20 protein-coding genes are annotated in these 20,293 nt (G+C 74.6%); 16 read left to right on the plus strand and 4 right to left on the minus strand.

All coding sequences use genetic code 11. The annotated features are described in order from the left end of the window. Nucleotides 1-177 precede the first annotated feature (177 nt). From FH715_RS26645 to FH715_RS26695, 11 genes are read left to right on the plus strand one after another with little or no spacing between them, the layout of a single operon-like run. On the plus strand, nt 178-1,296 hold the full coding sequence (locus FH715_RS26645; protein WP_139649823.1) for a thiamine pyrophosphate-dependent enzyme: 1,119 nt from the start codon (nt 178-180) through the stop codon (nt 1,294-1,296). A gap of 1 nt (nt 1,297) precedes the next feature. After that, complete coding sequence (locus tag FH715_RS26650) at nt 1,298-2,338, plus strand: alpha-ketoacid dehydrogenase subunit beta (protein ID WP_139649873.1); 1,041 nt, start codon at nt 1,298-1,300, stop codon at nt 2,336-2,338. Then, complete coding sequence (locus tag FH715_RS26655) at nt 2,335-3,594, plus strand: dihydrolipoamide acetyltransferase family protein (RefSeq protein WP_139649825.1); 1,260 nt, start codon at nt 2,335-2,337, stop codon at nt 3,592-3,594. The genes FH715_RS26650 and FH715_RS26655 overlap by 4 nt, the downstream gene beginning before the upstream one ends. Nucleotides 3,595-3,644: 50 nt before the next feature. Then, the gene (locus FH715_RS26660) at nt 3,645-4,454 is read left to right on the plus strand and encodes an enoyl-CoA hydratase/isomerase family protein (protein ID WP_139649827.1); all 810 of its coding nucleotides are present in this window, start codon (nt 3,645-3,647) and stop codon (nt 4,452-4,454) included. Nucleotides 4,455-4,509: 55 nt separating this feature from the next. Further along, nucleotides 4,510-5,475, plus strand: coding sequence for a 1,2-phenylacetyl-CoA epoxidase subunit PaaA (gene paaA / locus FH715_RS26665; protein ID WP_139649829.1), 966 nt, complete (start codon nt 4,510-4,512; stop codon nt 5,473-5,475). Continuing rightward, a complete protein-coding gene (gene paaB / locus FH715_RS26670) occupies nt 5,472-5,774 on the plus strand; it encodes a 1,2-phenylacetyl-CoA epoxidase subunit PaaB (RefSeq protein WP_246109000.1) in 303 nt (100 codons plus the stop codon). The genes paaA and paaB overlap by 4 nt, the downstream gene beginning before the upstream one ends. Before the next feature lie 33 nt (nt 5,775-5,807). After that, entirely contained in the window at nt 5,808-6,656 is an 849-nt protein-coding gene (paaC, locus tag FH715_RS26675) for a 1,2-phenylacetyl-CoA epoxidase subunit PaaC (protein WP_139649831.1), read from the plus strand. Then, the gene (gene paaD / locus FH715_RS26680) at nt 6,650-7,153 is read left to right on the plus strand and encodes a 1,2-phenylacetyl-CoA epoxidase subunit PaaD (RefSeq protein ID WP_139649833.1); all 504 of its coding nucleotides are present in this window, start codon (nt 6,650-6,652) and stop codon (nt 7,151-7,153) included. Before paaC ends, paaD begins: the two co-directional genes overlap by 7 nt. Next, complete coding sequence (gene paaE, locus FH715_RS26685) at nt 7,153-8,253, plus strand: 1,2-phenylacetyl-CoA epoxidase subunit PaaE (RefSeq protein WP_139649835.1); 1,101 nt, start codon at nt 7,153-7,155, stop codon at nt 8,251-8,253. Before paaD ends, paaE begins: the two co-directional genes overlap by 1 nt. Before the next feature lie 47 nt (nt 8,254-8,300). Beyond that, nucleotides 8,301-9,008 (plus strand): HEAT repeat domain-containing protein, encoded by a 708-nt coding sequence (locus tag FH715_RS26690; RefSeq protein WP_246109001.1) that lies wholly within the window; start codon nt 8,301-8,303, stop codon nt 9,006-9,008. 13 nt (nt 9,009-9,021) lie between these two features. Beyond that, nucleotides 9,022-10,035 carry a MerR family transcriptional regulator gene (locus FH715_RS26695; protein ID WP_139649837.1) on the plus strand — a complete coding sequence of 338 codons (1,014 nt, stop codon included), beginning with the start codon at nt 9,022-9,024 and terminating at the stop codon, nt 10,033-10,035. A gap of 89 nt (nt 10,036-10,124) precedes the next feature. On the opposite strand, the gene FH715_RS26700 is transcribed toward FH715_RS26695, so the two are convergent. Then, nucleotides 10,125-11,240 (minus strand): glycoside hydrolase family 62 protein, encoded by a 1,116-nt coding sequence (locus FH715_RS26700; RefSeq protein ID WP_139649839.1) that lies wholly within the window; start codon nt 11,238-11,240, stop codon nt 10,125-10,127. Between the two features lie 602 nt (nt 11,241-11,842). Between FH715_RS26700 and FH715_RS26705 the strand changes: the two genes are divergently transcribed. From FH715_RS26705 to FH715_RS26715, 3 genes are all read left to right on the plus strand, one after another. Next, on the plus strand, nt 11,843-13,480 hold the full coding sequence (locus FH715_RS26705; protein WP_139649841.1) for a glycoside hydrolase family 43 protein: 1,638 nt from the start codon (nt 11,843-11,845) through the stop codon (nt 13,478-13,480). Between the two features lie 37 nt (nt 13,481-13,517). After that, on the plus strand, nt 13,518-14,546 hold the full coding sequence (locus FH715_RS26710; protein ID WP_139649843.1) for an endo-1,4-beta-xylanase: 1,029 nt from the start codon (nt 13,518-13,520) through the stop codon (nt 14,544-14,546). 208 nt (nt 14,547-14,754) lie between these two features. Next, nucleotides 14,755-15,660 carry a CE1 family esterase gene (locus FH715_RS26715; protein ID WP_139649845.1) on the plus strand — a complete coding sequence of 302 codons (906 nt, stop codon included), beginning with the start codon at nt 14,755-14,757 and terminating at the stop codon, nt 15,658-15,660. A 13-nt stretch (nt 15,661-15,673) separates the two neighbouring features. Here FH715_RS26715 and FH715_RS26720 read toward each other — a convergent pair whose 3' ends face one another. Together FH715_RS26720 and FH715_RS26725 are read right to left on the minus strand one after the other, a co-directional pair. After that, the gene (locus FH715_RS26720) at nt 15,674-17,281 is read right to left on the minus strand and encodes a SulP family inorganic anion transporter (RefSeq protein ID WP_139649879.1); all 1,608 of its coding nucleotides are present in this window, start codon (nt 17,279-17,281) and stop codon (nt 15,674-15,676) included. 68 nt (nt 17,282-17,349) lie between these two features. Next, on the minus strand, nt 17,350-17,691 hold the full coding sequence (locus tag FH715_RS26725; protein WP_139649847.1) for an ArsR/SmtB family transcription factor: 342 nt from the start codon (nt 17,689-17,691) through the stop codon (nt 17,350-17,352). 172 nt (nt 17,692-17,863) lie between these two features. Between FH715_RS26725 and FH715_RS26730 the strand changes: the two genes are divergently transcribed. Further along, nucleotides 17,864-18,127 carry a type B 50S ribosomal protein L31 gene (locus tag FH715_RS26730; RefSeq protein WP_139649850.1) on the plus strand — a complete coding sequence of 88 codons (264 nt, stop codon included), beginning with the start codon at nt 17,864-17,866 and terminating at the stop codon, nt 18,125-18,127. Further along, nucleotides 18,124-19,281, plus strand: coding sequence for a CobW family GTP-binding protein (locus FH715_RS26735; protein ID WP_139649851.1), 1,158 nt, complete (start codon nt 18,124-18,126; stop codon nt 19,279-19,281). The genes FH715_RS26730 and FH715_RS26735 overlap by 4 nt, the downstream gene beginning before the upstream one ends. 173 nt (nt 19,282-19,454) lie before the next feature. On the opposite strand, the gene FH715_RS26740 is transcribed toward FH715_RS26735, so the two are convergent. Next, the gene (locus tag FH715_RS26740; protein WP_139649852.1) at nt 19,455-20,282 is read right to left on the minus strand and encodes a helix-turn-helix transcriptional regulator; all 828 of its coding nucleotides are present in this window, start codon (nt 20,280-20,282) and stop codon (nt 19,455-19,457) included. Between the last annotated feature and the right edge of the window lie 11 nt (nt 20,283-20,293).

Here is a 20,293-nt window from a genome sequence, read left to right on the forward strand (position 1 = left end):
TTCGTCCGGCGGGCCGGCCCCGGGCGGTGGCCCGGGTGGACAGGTGTGCGGCGGCGCGGGGTTGTTCCGGCAATACGTCGCGCGTTTTCCCGTGCGTATTCCGTCGTCTTGTAGCGGCTGTTCGGTCCGGGTGACCATTTCCTCAGTCTGGTCTTTCTCGGGCTGGGAGTGTCGCGCATGTCGTCATTGACTTCTCGTGGAACGGTCGACCGTTTACTTCCCTCGTTCTCCCCGGTGCGTGTGGTGGCCGAGGACGGTGTTCCGCTGGCGGCGCCTGAGGCTTATGAACTGCCCGCGGACGCGTTGTTGGTGGACGCTTTTCGGCGCATGGTGGTGGGGCGGCGTTTCGACGCGCAGGCCACGGTGCTGACGCGGCAGGGGCGGCTGGCGGTGTATCCGTCGAGTCGCGGTCAGGAGGCGTGCCAGATCGCTTCGGCGTTGGCGCTGCGCGGCGAGGACTGGCTCTTCCCGACGTACCGGGACTCGGTGGCGCTGCTGGCGCGGGGGCTGGATCCGGTGGAGATCCTGACGCTGCTGCGGGGCGAGTGGCACTGCGGGTACGACCCGGCGGCGTGGCGGACAGCGCCGCAGTGCACGCCGTTGGCGACGCAGACGGTGCACGCGGTGGGCCTGGCGGACGCGCTGCGGCGGCGGGGGCGCGGCGGGGTGGTGCTGGCGCTGGTGGGTGACGGGGGGACGAGCGAGGGCGACTTCCACGAGGCGTTGAACTTCGCCGGGGTGCTGCGGGCGCCGGTGGTGTTCCTGGTGCAGAACAACGGTTACGCGATCTCCGTGCCGCTGGCGCGGCAGTCGGCGGCGCCGGCGCTGGCGTTCAAGGGCGTGGGGTACGGGGTGGCGTCCGAGCAGGTGGACGGCAACGACCTGGTGGCGACGCTGGCGGTGGTGACCGCGGCGGTGGAGCGGGCGCGGGCGGGTGAGGGCCCGTTCCTGGTGGAGGCGCACACCTACCGGGTGGAGCCGCACACCAACGCGGACGACGCGACGCGGTACCGGGAGGAGACGGAGGTCGCGCGGTGGCGGGCGGCGGATCCGCTCGCCCGGCTGGAGCGCTATCTGCGGGGTCGGGGCCTGCTGGCGGACGGCGGGGTCGCGGCGGCCGAGGAGGAGGCGGAGCGGGTCGCGGGCGAGGTGCGGGAGCGGCTGGGTGGGGAGATGGAGGCGGATCCGCTGGAGATGTTCCGGCATGTCTTCGCGGAGCCGACGCCGCAGCTGGTGGAGCAACGGGCGCTGTTGGCCGCCGAGTTGGCGGCGGACGCCGAGGGGGGTGAGCGGTGAGATGGAGGCGGTGACGATGGCGGCGGCGCTGAACGGGGCGCTGCGGGACGCGATGCGGGACGACGGGGACGTGTTGGTCTTCGGCGAGGACGTGGGCCCGTTGGGCGGGGTCTTTCGGATCACGGACGGGTTGACGGCGGAATTCGGTGCGGAGCGGTGTTTCGACACGCCGCTCGCCGAGGCGGGAATCGTGGGGTTGGCGGTCGGTCTCGCGATGGGTGGTTTTCGGCCGGTGGTGGAGATGCAGTTCGACGCCTTCGCCTATCCGGCTTTCGAGCAGATCGTCTCGCATGTGGCGAAGGCGCGTAACCGGACGCGGGGCCGGATGAACCTGCCGCTGGTGATTCGCATTCCGTTCGGCGGCGGTATCGGCGGGGTGGAGCACCACAGCGACTCCAGCGAGGCGTACTACGCGCACACGCCGGGGCTGAAGGTGGTGACGCCGGCGACGGCGGAGGACGCGTACTGGCTGCTGCGGGACGCGGTGGCGGATCCGGACCCGGTGGTCTTCATGGAGCCGAAGCGGCTGTACTGGGCGCGCGGCGAGCTGGATCGGGGGGCGCGGTCGGCCGCGCCGCTGGGGCGCGCGGTGGTGCGGCGGCCGGGGCGGGACGCGACGGTGGTGGCGTACGGGCCGGCGGTGCCGGTGGCGTTGGAGGCGGCGCGGGAGGCGGCGGCGGAGGGCGTCGAGCTGGAGGTGGTGGACCTTCGGTCGGTGGTGCCGTTGGACGACGCGACGGTGACGGCCTCGGTGCGGCGCACCGGCCGGTGCGTGGTGGTGCAGGAGGCGCAGGGCTTCGCGGGGGTGGGGGCGGAGGTGGCGGCGCGGGTACAGGAGCGGTGCTTCCACTCGTTGGCGGCGCCGGTGCTGCGGGTCGCCGGGTTCGACGTGCCGTATCCGCCGCCGGTGGTGGAGCGGGCGCATCTGCCGGGCGTGGGGCGGGTGTTGGACGCGGTGTTCCGCCTGCAGTTCGACGACGAGCCGGATCGGACGCACGAGGTCTCGGAGCGGGCGCGCGAGGTCTCGCGGGTGGCGTCGTGACGGGCGGCGCCGGGCGGGAGTTCCGGCTGCCGGATCTGGGCGAGGGGCTGACGGAGGCGGAGGTCCTGACGTGGCGGGTCGCCGTGGGGGACGTGGTGGCGGTGGACGAGGTGGTGGCCGAGGTGGAGACGGCGAAGGCCGCGGTCGAGGTGCCGGTGCCGTTCGGTGGGCGGGTGGTGGCGCTGCACGCGGCGGTGGGTGGCCGGGTCGGGGTGGGTGAGCCGCTGGTGACGGTGGCCGCGACGGAGACCGTCGAGGAGGGCGGCCCCTCCACCTCGGGTCCGGTGCTGGTCGGGTACGGCACGGCGCCGGGTGGCGAGGGGCCGCGGCGGGGGCGGGCTCGGCGGGGGGCGCGGGCGCCCGCGCGGGCGCCGGCGGGTGGGGGCGCGGGGTGGGCGCCGCGGGCGATCTCGCCGTTGGTGCGGCGGCTGGCGGCGGAGCACGGGCTGGATCTGGGGGCGCTTTCCGACCGGGTGCCGGGCGGGGTGGTGCGCCGGCGCGACGTGGAGGCGGCGCTCGCCGCGCGGGAGCCGGCGCGCGCGGAGCCCGGGGGCGACGGGGACGGCGAGGTGCGGGTGCCGCTGCGCGGGGTGCGGCGGGCGATGGCGGAGCGGGTGGCGCGCAGCCGCCGGGAGATTCCCGACGCCTCGGCGTGGGTGGATGTGGACGCCACCGAGCTGGTGGCGGTGCGGGACGCGCTGCGCGCGGCGGCCCCGGAGTCGGGGATCGGGCTGCTGGCCCTGGTGGCGCGGGTGTGCCTGGCGGGCCTCGCGCGCTACCCCGAGCTGAACGCGCGGGTCGACACCGAACGCGGGGAGCTGGTGCGGCTGCGGGAGGTGCGTCTCGGCTTCGCGGCGCAGACGGAACGGGGGCTGGTCGTCCCGGTGGTGCGGGACGCCGGGCGGCTGACGACGGCGGCGCTCGCGGGGCGGCTGCGGGAGCTGACCGGGGCGGCGAGGGAGGGCACGCTGGCGCCGGCGGCGCTGACGGGCGGCACGTTCACCGTGAACAACTACGGGGTGTTCGGCGTGGACGGGTCGACGCCGATCATCAACCACCCGGAGGCGGGAATGCTGGGGGTGGGGCGGCTCGTCCGGCGGCCGTGGGTGGTCGAGGGGGAGTTGGCGGTGCGGTGGGTGACGCAGCTGTCGGTGACGTTCGACCACCGGGTGTGCGACGGCGGGGTGGCCGGCGGCTTCCTGCGGTACGTCGCCGACCGGGTGGAGCGGCCGGCGCTGCTGCTGGCCGAGGTGTGAGGGCGCCGGGCGTGGTACGGCGGCGGACATCGCGAACGGAAGGCGTGGGCATGGGCATCGGCGTCACGACGGAGGGGGCGGAGCCACCGCGCGTGGTCTCCCGCCGCGAGGGGGAGGTGGCGGTGATCGAGCTGCGCCGCCCCGCGCTGGACGCGTCGACGCGGCGCGCGCTGCGGGCGGCGGTGGGCGAGGTCGCGGCGGCCGGGGACGCGGTGCGGGCGGTGGTACTCGCGGGCAGCGGCGGCGTGTTCTGCCGGGGCCAGGACCTGGCGGAGCACGCGACGGCCCTGGAGGGCGGCGCCGAGGCGGCGTTCTCCTGTGTGGAGCGGGAGTACAACCCGCTGGTCACGGCGCTGCTCGGGGTTCCGGTGCCGCTGATCGTCGCCGTGGAGGGCGCGTGCGTGGGCGCGGGGCTCGGGCTGGCGCTGGCGGGGGACGTGCGGGTGGTGGCCGAGGGGGCGGCGTTCGCGACGGCGTTCGCGGGGGTCGGGCTGGCCGCCGACTCGGGGCTGAGCGTGTCGCTGGCCCGGGCGGTCGGGCCCTCGCGGGCGGCGGGGCTCTTTCTGCTGGGCGACCGGTTCGGGGCGGAGGAGGCCCTGGCGTGGGGGCTGGCGCACCGGGTGGTGGCCAGGGGCGCGGCGCTGGAGGAGTCCCTGGCGCTGGCGCGGGAACTGGCGCGGGGGCCGACGGCCGCCTTCCGCGAGGTGAAGGCGCTGCTGCGGCAGGCGGCCGAGCCGGACTGGCCGGCGGCGCTGGCGCGGGAGGCGGCGGCGCAGAGCCGGCTGGGCGGGACCGAGGACCACGCGGGGGCGGTGGCCGCGTTTCTCGCGCGGGAGCGGCCCGCGTTCCGGGGGCGGTGAACCGCCGTGGGGCGCGGCGGGGTTGACGGCACGAGGAGACGACGGGAGGCCGGCGATGGCCACGGAGGCGGATGAGCGGGAGCTGCGGGCGCACTTCGAGGAGACGGTGGCCGCGGACCGGCGGGTCGAGCCGCGTGACTGGATGCCCGAGGCGTACCGGGCGACGCTGGTGCGGCAGATCGCGCAGCACGCGCACTCGGAGATCATCGGGATGCAGCCGGAGGGCGACTGGATCACTCGCGCGCCCTCGCTGCGCCGCAAGGCGATCCTGTGGGCGAAGGTGCAGGACGAGGCCGGCCACGGGCTGTATCTGTACGGGGCGGCGGAGACGCTGGGCGCCGACCGGGACGACCTGACGCGGCGGCTGCTGGAGGGGCGGCAGAAGTACTCGTCGATCTTCAACTACCCGGCGGCCACGTTCGCGGACGTCGGGGTCATCGGCTGGCTGGTGGACGGCGCGGCGATCTGCAACCAGGTGCCGCTGTGCCGTTCCTCCTACGGCCCGTACGCGCGGGCGATGGTGCGGGTCTGCAAGGAGGAGTCCTTCCACCAGCGGCAGGGGTACGAGCTGCTGTGGACGATGGCGCGCGGCACGGCGGCGCAGCGGGAGATGGTGCAGGACGCGGTGGACCGCTGGTGGTGGCCGTCGCTGATGATGTTCGGCCCGCCGGACGCGGCCTCGCCCAACTCGCGGCGTTCGATGGCCTGGCGGATCAAGCGGCACTCCAACGACGAGCTGCGGCAGCGTTTCGTCGACATGACGGTGCCGCAGGCCGACCGGCTCGGGGTGACGCTGCCCGACCCGGAGTTGCGGTGGAACGAGGAGCGCGGCCACCACGACTTCGGCACGCCGGACTTCGCCGAGCTGGCGCGGGTGATCGGCGGCGACGGGCCGTGCAACGCGGAGCGGGTCGCCCGGCGCACGGCGGCGCACGAGGACGGCGCGTGGGTGCGTGAGGCGGCGGTCGCGCACGCGCAGCGGCGCGCGCGGCGCACGGACGACTCGGGGGTGGCGCGGTGAACGGGACGGAGGGGGTGGACGGCGGCTGGCCGCTGTTCGAGGTGTTCGTGCGCGGCAAGCGCGGGCTGAACCACGTGCACGTGGGGTCGCTGCGGGCGGCCGACGCGCGGATGGCGCTGACCCACGCCCGCGACCTGTACACCCGCAGGAACGAGGGCGTCAGCATCTGGGTGGTGCGCTCGGCGGACGTGACGGCTTCGGCGCCCGACGAGCGGGACCCGTTCTTCGCGCCGAGCGGCGACAAGGTGTACCGGCATCCGACGTTCTACGAGATCCCCGATGACGTGCCGCACATCTGACGCGGCGGTGGCGACGGCGAAGGGCGGTGCACGGTGAACGGCACGGGCGAGGACGGGGAGGTGCCGGGCGACGCGCGCTGGGCGTTCGGCACGGGCTTCGAGGACCCGCTGCACGGGGTGGTGGCGGAGCTGCCGCCCGGGGTGGACGGCGCGGCGGTGGCCGGTGTCTGTGTCGCGCTGGCCGACGACGCGCTGGTGGGCGCGCAGCGGCTCGCCGAGTGGGTGACGTGCGCACCCGAGTTGGAGATCGAGCTGGCGCTGGCCAACGTGGGTCTCGACCTGCTGGGGCAGGCGCGGCTGCTGTACGCGCGGGCCGGGCAGGTCGACGGCAGCGGCCGGGGCGAGGACGACTTCGCCTACCGGCGGGCGGCGGAGGAGTTCCGCTGCCTGCGGCTGACCGAACTCCCGCGCGGCGACTTCGCGTTCACCGCGCTGCGGCTGCTGGCGCTGTCCTGCGCGCGGCTGGCGCTGCTGGACGGGCTGCGGGGCGCGGCGGACCCGGTGCTGGCGGCGGTCGCCGAGCGGGGGGTGACGGAGGTGACCTACCACCGGCTGTTCGCCGCCGAGTGGGTGGTGCGGCTGGGCGACGGCACCGCCGTGTCGCGTGGCCGGCTGCGGCGGGCCGTCGGGGAGGCCGAGCCGTGGCTGGCGGAGGTCCTGGACGACGAGGTGGGGGCGGAGTGGGGGGTGGCGCCGGGCGCGGTGCGGGCGGCGTGCGCGGCGGACTGGGATCGGGTGGCGCGGCAGTCGGGGGTGCCGCTGCCGGTGCCGGCGCCGGCCGGTGGCGCCGGCGGGCGCGCGGGCGTGCACACTCCGCATCTGCCGGGGCTGCTGGCCGAGTTGCAGGGAGTGGCGCGCGCGCATCCGGGGGCGTCGTGGTGACGGCGGCCGAGACGTGGGCGCTGCGGGTCGCGGGCGCGGTGCCGGATCCGGAGCTGCCGGTGGTGACGGTCGCCGAGCTGGGCATGGTGCGCGGCGTGGCGTGCGACGGGGCGGGCGGCGTGGTGGTGCGGCTGGCACCGACCTACGCGGGCTGCCCGGCGGTGGCGGAGATCCGGGCCGACGTGGCGGCGGCGCTGCGGGCGGCGGGCTTCGCCCGTGTCGAGGTGGTGACGGTGTGGTCGCCGCCGTGGACGTCGGAGTGGATCAGCGAGGCGGGGCGGCGGAAGCTGGCGGCGGCCGGTGTCGCGCCGCCGGGTGCCGCTCCCGCGCGGGGGCCGGTGGCGTTGACGCTGTCGGCGCGGCGGACGGCCGTGCCGTGCCCGCGCTGCGGGGCGCGCGAGACGGAGGAGGTCTCGCGCAGCGGCGGAACGCCGTGCACCGCGCTGTGGCGGTGCCTGGCCTGCCGGGAACCGTTCGAACACCTCAGGGAGGTCTGATGGGTGCGCCCGCCTCGGCGGCACCGGCGTCGCGGCGCGGGGTCTTCCACCGGCTGCGGATCGCGCGGGTGGAGCGGCTGTGCGGCGACGCGGTCGCGGTGACGTTCCAGGTGCCGGGGGCGCTGGCCGGCGCGTTCGCGTTCGCGCCGGGGCAGTGGCTGACGGTCCGGCGGTGGGTGGACGGGCGGGAGGAGCGCCGTTCCTACTCGATCTGCGCCGAGGTCGGCGCGCCGCCCAGGATCGGGGTGCGGCTGGTGCCCGGCGGGCTGGTCTCCGGCTGGCTGGTGGAACGGGCGGCGCCGGGCGACGAGGTCGAGGTGGCGCCGCCCGCGGGAACGTTCACCCCTGAGCTGGCGGTGCCCGACCACCATGTGCTGGTGGCGGCGGGCTCGGGCGTCACGCCGATGGTGTCGATCGCCGCCTCGGTGCTGCGCCGTTCCCCCGGCGGGCGGGTCACGCTGCTGTACGGGAACCGGGCGAGCGACACGGTGATGTTCGCGGACGAGCTGGCGGAGCTGAAGGACGCGTACCCCACCCGTTTTCAGCTGGTGCACGTGCTGTCCCGGGAGCCGCGCGAGGTCGACGTGCTGTCGGGTCGGCTGGACGGGCCCCGGCTGGCGCTGCTGGCGCGGGCGCTGCTCGATCCGGGTGTGGCGCACCGGTGGTGGCTGTGCGGGCCGCTGCCGATGGTGGACGAGGCGCGCCGGGCGCTGGCCGGGCTGGGGGTGGCGCCCGAGCGGGTGCGGGGGGAGCTGTTCCACGCGGCGGACGACGAGCCTCCGCCGGCGCGGCGGGCCGCGGGTCCCGGCGAGCCGGAGGGGCCGACGAGCCGGGTGACGGTGGTGCTGGACGGGCGGGCCAGCACGGTGGCGCTGCCGGCGGGCCGGCGGATCCTGGACGGCGCGCAACGGGCGCGGCCCGAGCTGCCGTTCGCCTGCCGGGGCGGGGTGTGCGGCACGTGCCGGGCGCGGGTGGTCGAGGGGCGGGCGGTGATGCGGCGGAACTTCGCGCTGGAGCCGGCGGAGGTGGCGGCCGGGTACGTGCTGACCTGCCAGGCGGTGCCGGACTCGGAGGCCGTGACCCTGGACTACGACGGCTGACCGGGCGACGTCGGGAGCGGGGGCGGAAGCCGTTTGACTCTGACACGGTGGCAAGGTCTTCACTGGTGTCCGAGGAGGTGGTCCCGGTGACCATGGTGGAACGGGGAGCGGCCGGGTCGCCGGCCTATCGCGCGCTGGGGCACGACGACGCCCAGATACGGATGCGGGCGGCGATGGAGGTGGGGTCGAGGCCCGACGGCGGGTATGTGGCGGGGTTGGTGGAGCGGTGCGCGGTGGAGCCGGAGTTATTCGTGCGGGAGACGCTGACGTGGGCGTTGACCCGCCACCCGGCGGAGCTGACGGTGCCGGCGCTGGTGGCCGAGCTGCGTTCGGAGGGTGCGCGGGCGCGAAGCCAGGCTTTGCACACGCTCTCCAAGATCGGGGACCAGGCGGCCTGGCCGGCGATCACGAAGGAGCTGATGAGGGACGCCGACGACGAGGTGGCGCGCACCGCCTGGCGGGCGGCCGTCGGGCTCGCGCCGGAGGGGGAGCGTCCCGCGTTGGCCGAGGAGTTGGCCAGGCAGTTGGGGCGCGGCACGCGGGACACCCAGCTGAGCCTGAGCCGCGCGCTGATCGCGCTCGGGGAGGCGGGGGTGCCCGTGCTGCGGGCCGCGAGCGCGGGCGGCGACCCGGTCGCGCGGGTGCACGCGCTGGCCACGGAGCAGCTGGCGCGCGACCCGGAGGTGAGCTTCGCTCTCGCGATCGAGGAGGCGAGGCGCGTGGTGGGGCCCGGGCAGGAGGAGACGACCGGGTGAGGGGCGTTCCGGGGTGCTGATCGGCGAGGTGGCGCGGCGCTCGGGGGTGAGCGCGCGGATGCTGCGGCACTACGAGGGGCTGGGGCTGGTGCGCCCGACCGGGCGCACCGAGGGCGGCTATCGGGAGTACTCGCCGGAGGACGTCCGGCGGATCTTCCACATCGAGAGTCTGCGGTCGCTGGGGCTTTCGCTGCGCGAGGTGGGGCGGGCGCTGGACGAGCCGGACTTCGCGCCGGCGCGGCTGGTGGACGGCCTGATCGACCGTACGCGGGAGCGCCTCGCGCACGAGACGGAGCTGCTGACCCGGCTGCGCCGCATCGGCGCGGCGGAGCCCGCCGGCTGGGAGGACGTGCTGCGGACCGTGGCACTGCTCCAGGCGCTGCGCTCGCCGAGCGCGGAGCGCCGGCAGCGCGCGGCCCTGTCCTCGGTGGAGACGGTGCCGGCGGAGGCGCTGGTCGAGGCGGTGTTGCGGGAGAGCGACCCGGTGGTCGCCGGCGCGCTGCGCTGGGCGCTGGCCCGTTCCGGCGGCGCCGGGCTTCCGGCGCTGGCCGAGGGGCTGCGCTGCCCCGCCGCCGAGGTGCGCGAGCGCGCCGTGCGGGCGGTGGCCGAGGTCGCGGGCGAGGGGAACGCGGGCGAGGAGGCGGGCGTGCTGCTGCGCGAGGCGCTGACCGGGGACGATCAGGTGGTGCGGCGGCACGCGGCGTTGGCGCTGGGGGCGCGCGGCGCGGAGGAGGTGATCCCCGTCCTGCTCGACCTGCTGGTGGCGCAGACGCACGAGGTCGAGGCCGCCGACGCGCTCAGCGCGTTGGCCGACCGTCCGGGGGCGGCCGACCGGATCGCCACCGGGATCGTCGAGCGTCTCGCCGCCGAGGGGGCCGCCCCGCCGGCGCGCCAGCGCCTGGTGCAGGCCCTCACCGACATCCCGGGCCCGACGGCGGACCGCGCCCTGGCGGAGCTGGCGCGGGAGCCCGCGGGGCCGGTGGCGCTGACGGCGCGTTACGCGCTGCGGCTGCGCGACGCGCGGTGAGGCACCGCCCGTTGGCGGGGCGGTGCCTCACCAGGAGGCGGGTGCCTCACCGACGGGCGGTGCCTTCTCGGGCCGTGGCCCGCCGCGGGTCAGCAGGTGGCGGTGGTGTTGGTGGCGAGTCCGAGGCGCCAGGGCAGTTGGGAGTACTCGCCCCCGGCGGAGGGGTCGATGCCCTGGTAGAGCAGTTGGATGTCGCACGGGTCGATGGCCATGGTCTGGTCGGGCGTGGTGCGGAGCAGCTCGCCGTGGCTGATGTCCTGGGTCCAGGCGTTCCCGTTCTCGAAGGAGACGTTGTTGCTGCGGGCGAAGGGGTTGTCCTGGGTGTCGGCCAGCGGCTGCCACTGGCCGCCCAGGCCCTCGGCCGTGAAGGAGCGGTACCAGCGCCGGCCGTCCGAGCCGATCGCCTCCCACAGCAGCAGGTAGGTGTCGGTGTCCCCGACCTGGTAGACGGCGCCGCCCTCGAAGAGGTTGTTGCCGGAGTCCTCCAGGACGATCTGCGTGTTGCCGAAGCCGTTGGGGAAGTCGGCCAGGCTGGTCTCCGAGCGGTAGACGTGGCCGTTGTCGTCGGCGGAGAACAGGTAGCACGTGGCGTCGTCGCAGATGACGAAGAAGTCCAGCCAGTTGCCGTTGCCGATGTTCTCCTCGACGATGTCGGGGACGCTGTCCATGAAGTTGCGCGGCGCCGACCAGCTGCCGGGGTCGTTGACGTCGGTCGTGGTGGAGAACGAGGGCAGCCCGGTCTGGTAGACGAGGTACCACTCGTCGTGCGGGGCGAAGTAGAACGCGTGGGGCGCCGCCCGGTAGCCGCCGCCGATGGCGGAGGACGCCTCCAGGTCGGTCTGGGTGGCGTCTCCGGCCTGCGACCAGTCGGTGAAGCTGGTGTGGGCCAGCCCCCAGTCGCCGGCGGTGTCCACCCTGGTGAAGAAGACGTGCCACCTGCCGTCCTGGTCCTGCACCACGGACGGGTCCTTGGCCGCGACCGAGCCGAGCCCGGAGTGGGGGGAGATCAGCGGGCCGGAGGAGGACCACTGGAAGGTGGTGGGCAACTCCGCCAGGGGCTCCGTCGCGGGCTCGGGGGCGGGTTCGGGGGCCGGCTCCTGGGCGCCGGAGGCCGGCCCGGCCAGCAGCGCCAGGGTCAGCCCGAGCAGCGCCGTCAGGGTGGCGGTCAGGAAGCGTAAGCGGTGGCGGTGTTGCGCTGGGGACATGGTGGGGACTCCCTCACGACTCGACCGGGCGTCCCGACACGGGCACGGGTTCCCCGGTGGGGGTGAGGTGCGGCGTGCGGGCTTCCTCGGCACATGCGGATGGCGGGTGCGGGGCGGCGTTCGCCGACGGCGAGACCACACCGACGCGTTCGACATTCCGACCAACGAACGCCCCGCCGGACATCAGGTGATCCTAGAGAGCCGCGCGCGGGCGTCAACCCTTTCCACCGAGCGACGCGAAAAAGGCCGACAGAAAACGTCTTCCCCGCCTTCCCTAAACCGCGACCACCGCGTCCGGTTGACGTCGAGCCGGCCGCCCGGCGCAGGGGAGGTCTTTCGGGACGACCAACCGGGACTTCGTTTTCCAAGGCCCTGAACTCGAAAGACGGAAGAAATCCGCGACCTCCTCACACCAGGCGTTCGAGAAAATCTCGACGGGACACGTTGACGCGCCACACCCCCCTTCCTATTCTCTGTTCGCGCCGTAGGACACGGTTCGGTATACCGAACTGCGCCTGGCGGGTGCCCACTTGGGCACCTCACGGGCGCGGCGCGCGCCACAGCGGTCCACCCCCACGAGCCGCTCCGGAAGGACTCCCCCCATGTCCCCCACCCCACGCCCCAGCCGTCGCGGCCTGCTCTCCGGGGCGACCGGCCTCGGCCTCGCCGCGGCGCTCCCCTGGAGCACGTCGTCCCCCCATGCGGCGGCGTCCCAGGGAGCGCCACCGCCCGGCCCCCGGCCGCGAGCCGGCTTCGACAACCCCGTCCTCTGGCAGGACTTCGCCGACATCGACGTCATCCGTGTCGGCGACACCTTCTACTACTCCGCCTCGACCATGCACTACTCCCCCGGCGCGCCCGTGCTGCGCTCCTGGAACCTGGTCGACTGGGAGTTCGCCGGGCACTCCGTACCGCGCCTGGACTTCGGCGCCAGGTACGACCTGGACGGCGGTCGCGCCTATGTCGCCGGGATCTGGGCCTCCACCCTCAACCACCGTGCGAGCGAGGGCCGTTTCTACTGGTTGGGGCAGACCGACTTCTCCGTCAGCCACGTGTACGCGGCCACCGACGTCGAGGCCACCTGGGAGAAGGTCGCCACGCTCCCCCGCGCCTACTACGACGCCGGGCTGCTCTTCGACGGCGACACCCCGTACGTGGCGTACGGCAACACGCAGATCTCCGTGGCCCAGCTCTCCGACGACCTGACCGCGGAGGTCAGGAACGAGCAGGTGTTCAGCACCCCCTCCGGCATCGGCACGCTGGAGGGCGCCAGGTTCTACCGGATCAACGGCGACTACTACATCTTCCTCACCCGCCCGGCCAACGGCCAGTACATCCTCAAGGCGCCCTCCCCCTTCGGCCCTTACGAGCTGGGGGAGCTGCTGCTGGACCTGCCGGGGCCGATCCCGGGCGGCGGCGTGCCCCACCAGGGCGGACTGGTCGACACACCCGGTGGCGACTGGTACTACCTCGCGTTCGTGGACGCCTACCCCGGCGGACGGGTCCCGGCCCTCGCCCCCGTCAGCTGGACGGCGGACGGCTGGCCCGAGCTCCAGCTCGTCGACGGCGCCTGGGGCGCCTCCTACCCGCTGCCCGACGTGCCCCAGCCCCCGCGTGAGACCCGGCCGATGACCGGCCCCGACACCTTCGAAGGCCCCGCGCTCGCCCCCCGCTGGGAGTGGAACCACAACCCCGACAACGACCGCTTCACCGTCGACAACGGGCTCACCCTGTCGACCGCCACCGTCACCGACGACCTCTACGCGGCCCGCAACACCCTCACCCACCGCATCCAGGGCCCCACCTCCACCGCGACGATCGAGCTGGAGCACGCCGCCATGACCGACGGCGACCGGGCGGGCCTGGCCGTGCTGCGCGACTCCTCCGCCTGGATCGGCCTGGTGCGCGACGACGGCGCCACCCGGCTCGCGATGGTCGACGACATCCGCATGGACGACAGCTGGAACACCGTCTCCACCGGGACCGAGCGGGCCAGCGCCGACGTTGCCGGCACCCGCCTCTGGCTGCGCGTCACCGTCGACATCACCCCGGGCTCGGGCCGCCAGGCCCACTTCTCCCACAGCGCCGACGGCTCCACGTTCACGGCGCTCGGCCCCGGCTTCACGCTCGGCAACGCCTGGCAGTTCTTCCTGGGCTACCGCTTCGCGCTCTTCCACCACGCCACCCGGGCGCTGGGCGGCAGCGTCCGCGTGGCGCGCTTCGACCTGACCACTCCCTGAGCCGACCTCACCATCCTCCACACCGAAGGAGTTCCCCATGACCAGCACCTCCCCGGGACGGCGCACCCGTCGCCGCGCACGGGCCACCCTCGCGGCGGCGACCAGCGCCGGCCTGGCGGCCACCGGCCTCCTGGTCTTCGCGGGCTCAGCCCAGGCAGCGGAAACGCTGGGCGGGGCCGCCGAGCAGAGCGGCCGGTACTACGGCGCCGCCGTCGCCCCGCACCTCCTCGGCGAAGCCGACTACGCGTCCACGCTGAACCAGGAGTTCGACAGCGTGGTGGCGGAGAACGTCATGAAGTGGGACGCCACCGAGCCCAACCGCGGCCAGTTCGACTTCGGCGGCGGGGACCAACTGGTCGCCCACGCCCAGGAGCAGGGCATGGAGGTGCGCGGCCACACCCTGGTCTGGCACGCCCAACAGCCCTCGTGGGTCAACGGCTTGGGCGGTGACGACCTGCGGCAGGCCATGCTCGACCACATCGACGGCGTCGCCGGCCACTACGCGGGCCAGATCTCGTCCTGGGACGTGGTCAACGAGGCGTTCGAGTGGGACGGCAGCCGCCGCCAGTCCAACCTCCAGCAGCAGCTCGGCGACGGCTGGATCGAGGAGGCGTTCCGCGCCGCCGACGCCGCCGACCCGGAGGCCAAGCTCTGCTACAACGACTTCGGCACGGACGCCATCAACGCCAAGAGCGACGGCATCTACGCCATGGTCCAGGACTTCCTCGCCCGCGGTGTGCCCATCGACTGCGTCGGCTTCCAGAGCCACCTCGACTCCAACTCCGACCTCTCCAGCTACCAGGCGAACCTGCAGCGCTTCTCCGACCTCGGCGTCGACGTCGAGATCACCGAGCTCGACATCGGCGGGTCCGGCAGCGCCCAGGCCGACGCCTACCGCCAGGTCACCGAGGCGTGCCTGGCCGTCTCCCGCTGCACCGGCATCACCATCTGGGGCTTCACCGACAGGCACTCCTGGCGCGCGGACGACACCCCGCTGCTGTTCGACACCAACTACCAGAAGAAGGAGGCGTACCACGCCGTCCTCGACGCGCTCAACGCCGCCTAGACCGGCCGGGGTCTCCCCCGTCAGGGCGCGGCAGGGGTTCCCGGGAAGTGGAGAGTGAGACTCCCCGGGAACCCGAATTCTCGGCCACCCGGATAGCCGAACACCCGGGTGGCCGGCAACCCCGCACAAACCGAGAGAACGCCATTCCCTTCCCCCTTCCATGAAAAGGAGTCGATTCCCCCGTGCCAGTATTACGAAAGGACGCGCCATGAAACTCAGGCTCGCCGTCGTCCCCGTCGTCGCCGCCTTCCTGCTGACGCTGGGCACCGGTGCTTCGGCACTCGGCGCCGCCGACGGCCAGGAACCGGCCGCCGTCCCCGGGACCTCCGAGGCCACCGCCGGATGCGGCAGTGACCCCGGCCTCACCGACGGCACCCACACCGTGCAAAGCGGCGGCCAGGACCGGTCGTTCATCCTCGACATCCCCGACAACTACGACAACGACCACCCCCACCGACTGGTGCTGGGCTTCCACTGGTGGGGCGGCACCGCGGACGACGTCGCGACCGGCCAGACCGTCGAGACCGGCACCTGGGCCTACTACGGGCTGAAGCGGCTGGCCGGCGACAGCACCATCTTCGTCGCGCCGCAGGGCCTGGACAACGCGTGGCCCAACAACGGCGGCCAGGACGTCGCCTTCGTCGACGAACTGCTCCGCGTCCTGGAGGAGAACCTCTGCGTCGAGACCGAGCAGCGGTTCTCGGTCGGCTTCAGCTACGGCGGCGCCATGAGCTACTCCCTGGCCTGCTCCCGCCCCGACGTCTTCCGCGCGGTCGCCGCCTACGGCTCGCCGGGTCCGGTCAGCGGGTGCGACGGCGGCACCGAGCCGGTCGCCTACTTCGGCGCGCACGGTGTCAGCGACAGCGACGGCCACGCGCCGCTGCGGGACACGTTCGTGCGCAACAACGGATGCGACGCGCAGGACCCGCCGGCACCGGCGCCCGGCAGTCTCACCCATGTCACCACCGCCTACACCGGCTGCTCGGCCGACCACCCCGTCGTCTGGGCCGCCTTCGACGGCGGACACATCTCGGCGCCCCGGGACGGCGCGCCGGGTGACGGCGGCGACTCGTGGCTGCCGGAGGAGACCTGGGAGTTCCTCACCCAGTTCTGACGCCGGTGGCGTGTCAGACGGGAGGCGCCGGCACCGCCCCGCGTTCCCCCCGCTCGCGAGCGGCAGCGAACGCCTCGGCGGTGGTGGCGTACTCCCGTGGCCCCGAGGGCGGCGGGTCGAGGGCGCCGACCGACCGCAGGGCCTGCCGCTGCTCGGGGCGCACCCCGGAGACCAGCACCGTGATGCCGCGTCGCTCCAGGGCCCGCACCGCGTCCTTGAGGGCCAGGGCGCCGGTGGCGTCCATCGCGCTGACCCGGGAGACGCACAGGATCACCACCTGCACGTCGCCGACCTCGGACAGCTCCCGGAGCAGGCGGTGGGCGCCCGCGAAGAACAGCGGCCCGTCGACGCGGTAGGCGAGGATCTGCCCGTCCCACGGCGCGGGTTCCTCCTCGCGCGCCCCCGGCAGGTCGAGCCGGGCGACGCTCCCGTGCCGGGCCACCGCGCCCAGCGCCAGCGCGCCGGCGACCAGCAGGCCGATGATCACCGCGTACACCAGGTCCAGCACGACCGTGGCGAGGGCCGTCAGCACCAGCACGACGGCGTCGGCGCGGGTGGCCCTGGCCGTCGCGCGCAGCGAGGCGACGTGCACCATGCGGATCGCGGTGGCGACCAGCACGCCCGCCAGGACAGCGAGCGGGATGCGGGAGACGAGCGGGGCGGCGGCGAACACGATCACCGTCAGGACGGCCGCGTGCGTCAGTGCGGCCAGCCGGGAGGCGGCGCCCGTGCGGACGTTGACCGCCGTGCGGGCGATCGCGCCGGTGGCGGGCACGCCGCCGAACAGCGGCGCGGCGATGTTCGCCACGCCCTGGCCGAACAGTTCGCGGTCCGGGTCGTGCCGCTGCCCGGTCGTCATGCCGTCGGCGACCCGCGCCGAGAGCAGCGACTCCAGGGCGGCCAACGCGGCCACCGCGACGGCCGAGGGAAGCAGGGCGCCCAGCGTTCCCAGGTCGAGGAAGCCGAGCGAGGGAACGGGCAGCCCCGCCGGAAGGTCCCCGATCGGGGTGGCGTCGTCCAGGTGGAAGACCTGGGCGACGAGCGTCGCCGCGACCACCGCGATGATCGAGAAGGGGAGGGTCGGCCGCCAGCGCGCGCCGGCCAGCATCACCGCGACCACACCGGCGGCCAGCGCCACCGCGGTCACGTTCGGGTCCCGTGCGAACGACTCGACGGCGTGCCAGGTCACCGTCAGCACCCGTTCGCCCTCCGCGTCGGCGACGCCGAGCGCGCCCGGCACCTGCTGGAGCCCGATCACGCAGGCGATGCCGAGCGTGAACCCCTCCACCACGGAGGCCGGGATGTAGGACATGTAGCGCCCCGCCCGCGCCAGCGCGAGGGCCACCAGGATGATTCCGGCGAGCAGACCGACCATCAGCACGCCGCCGGCGCCGTGCGCCGCGACGATCGGGACCAGCACCACGGTCATCGCGCCGGTCGGGCCGGAGACCTGGAGGTTCGAACCGCCGAAGACGGCGGCCAGCGCCCCGGCGACCACGGCCGTGGCCAGCCCGGCCTCGGCGCCGAGCCCGGAGGAGACGCCGAATCCCAGCGCCAGCGGAAGGGCGACGATGGCCACGGTCAGCCCGGCCAGCAGGTCACGACGCGGGGAACGCCCCATGGCGGCCAGGTCGGCGCGGGAGGGCAGGAGGGAGCGGACCCGGGCGAGGCCCGGCGCTGCGGAGAAGCTCACGCGGACGGGACCTCGGCTTCCCGCAACTCGGCCAGCAGCGCGTTCTGTCCCGCCAGCATCTCCGTCAGGATCCGGCGCGCCGCCCGCATCAGCTCGGCGACGTCCCCGCCCGCCAGTTCGTACACCACGGTGGAGCCCTCGCGGGCGGAGGTGACGATCCCGGAGCGGCGCAGCACGGCGAGCTGCTGGGAGAGCGCGGCGGGCTCGATCTCTATCTCGGCGAGCAGGTCGCGGACCGGCATGGGCCCGTCCTGCAGCAGCTCCAGCACCCGGATCCGCACCGGGTGCCCCAGCATCCGGAAGAACTCGGCCTTCGCCTGGTACAGCGGCACCGGCATGTGTCTCTCCCCTACCCGTCCCTCGTCCGTCCGGAGAACCGGATGCGACTCTATGGCCAATTGCAGAACTATGCAATTGGCCAACAACGCCACCCACCCCTAGATGAAAATGATTTCCATCTCTGTATAGTGGGTCCCCCGCTTCCCGTTCCCGAAGGAGGGCCCCGTTCCCATGCGTTCCGGCATCCATCCCGACTACGGCCCCGTGGTCTTCCGCGACCGCGCGGCCGGCTTCGCGTTCCTCACCCGCTCCACGCTGGCCGCGCGCACGGACGTGCCGACCGTCGAGTGGGAGGACGGCAACGTCTACCCGGTCTTCGACGTCGAGATCTCCTCCGCGAGCCACCCCTTCTACACCGGCCAGCTGCGCATCGTGGACTCCGCCGGCCGCGTCGAGCGCTTCCGCCGCCGCTACGAGCGCCGGGAGGGGCGGTGACACTCCCCGTCGTTCTCGTCGCCGGACTGCACGCCGACGCCCGGCGCGCCACGGTCGACGCCCTGCTGCGCGCGGTGCCCAGGGGCGTCGCGCTCCACCACGACCTCACCTCCGCACCGGCCGGCACGGTGCGACGCACCCTGCGGGACGCGGGCGGCGTCCTCGACTCCGCGACGGCACCGCTGGTCAACGACTGCGCCTGCTGCGCGCTGCGCGAGGACCTGCTGCCCGAGCTGGAACGGCTCGCCGACAGCGGGGAGTTGTGCGCGCTGGCGGTCGTGGAGCTGTGGGACTCGGTCGAACCGCTCTCCGTCGCCCAACTGCTGCGCACCCGGGGCGACGAGCGGCTGACGCTCGTCGGCGTCGTCACCGCCGTCGATCCGGCGCTGGTCCACCCCTGCCTGGCCAACGGAGACGACCTCGCCGGCGCCGGACTGGCCGCCGCCCGCGACGACCAGCGGACGGTCGGCGACACCTTCGCACGCCAGCTGGAGTACGCGCCGCTGCTCGCCCTCGTCGAGGGCGAGGCGGCGCCGGACGCCACCGACCGGGCCCTGCTCTCCCAACTCCACCCGCTGGCGCGGCTCACCAGCCCCGGCCACCCCGCCTTCCTCCCGGAGGCCACGGCGGGCTTCGACGCCTCGGCCGCCGCCGCCCGCGTACATCCGACGACCGCGCTGCTCCCCCAGGAGGCCGAGGAGGCGGGCGTCACCACGTTCGTGTGGCGCGCGGACCGGCCCTTCCACCCCGACCGCCTCTACGCGGCCCTGCCCGAACTGGCCTGCGGGGCGCTCCGCAGCCGCGGCAGGTTCTGGTTGGCGAACAGGCGCGAGACGCTGCTCTCCTGGCAGGCAGCCGGCGGAGCCCTGTGCGTCGAGGCCCTCGGTCCCTGGCTCGCCGCACTCCCCCGCGCCGCCTGGCCCGACGTGCCGACGGCCCGCCGCGCCGCCGCCCTCGTCGACTGGCACCCGACCCTCGGCGACCGGAGCCAGCACCTGGTCTTCACCTCCCCCGGCCTCGACGTGGGAGCGCTCCGCGCGCGCCTGGAGTCCTGCCTGCTCACCGACGCCGAACTCGCCGCGCACACGGCGGACCCGGCCCGTTGGACACACCACGACAGCGACTTCGACCGGCTGCTCGAACCGATCCGCTGACGGCGGGCACCGGCAGCGGCCGAGGGGGTGCGGGCGGGCCGCCCGCACCGCCGCGCCGGTACCGCTCGGGCGGGGGCCGCGTCGACGGCGGACGGCATCCGGGCACGATGGACACGGTGGACACGGGCTGGACCGGCCTCCCGAGGGGGAGCCGCCGGCCGTCGGGCGCGCGGTCAGAGGCTCCGGAGCGCCGCGGCGCTGGGGCTGCCGGCTTCCGCCGTGTACATCGCCAGGGAGAAATCCGAGCCGGGCAGGCCGAGGGTGTACCGGTCGACCTCCAGCTCGCCGAGTGCGGGGTGACGCAGGGTCTTCCGCACGCCGGGGACGGGGCGCACCGCGTGGTGAAGCCAACTGCGCGCGAAATCCGGGTCGCGGGTCGCGAACTCGTCGATCAGCCCCGCGAGATGGCGGTCCGCGGGGTATCGCACGCTGACCGCGCGCAGTTCGGCGGCCACCTGCCGGGAGAAAGCGGACTCCGCGCCGGACGTGCCCGCGCAGAGGGTGTCGCGGAATCTCGCCGCGACACGCAGGACGTTGCGCTCCTCGGGCGCGAGACCGGAGAAGTCGGTGAGGAGAGCCGTGGCCGCCGCGTTCCACGCGACGATGTCCTGCCGGGCGTTGACGACATAGGCGGGGACGCCGTCAAGCCCGTCGAGTAGCCGTTGGGCTTCCTCGGGCACGCGCCGCCGCGCGGCGTCGGTCTCGGCCGGCAGCACCTGTCCGGCCAGGCGCGCCAGATGGTCCCGCTCCGCTCCGGTGAGCCGGAGAGCCGTCGCCAGCGCGGACAGCACCTGGGGTGAGGGTCGAGGCGCCCGTGCCCGTTCCAGTCGTTCGTAGTAGCTCACCGACACCCGCGCCAGGGCGGCCACCTCCTCGCGGCGCAGCCCGGGCGTGCGGCGAGCACGCCGGCCCGGTGGAGGCGCGGCCCCGGCCGGTACGTCCTCCGGCCGCAGGTCCTCGCGACGGCGGCGGAGGAAGTCCGCGAGTTCCTGGCTGCTCACCGTTCCATCGT

This window comes from Streptomyces sedi (genome assembly GCF_006335015.1).
In the GTDB taxonomy this organism is placed as follows: domain Bacteria; phylum Actinomycetota; class Actinomycetes; order Streptomycetales; family Streptomycetaceae; genus Streptomyces; species Streptomyces sedi.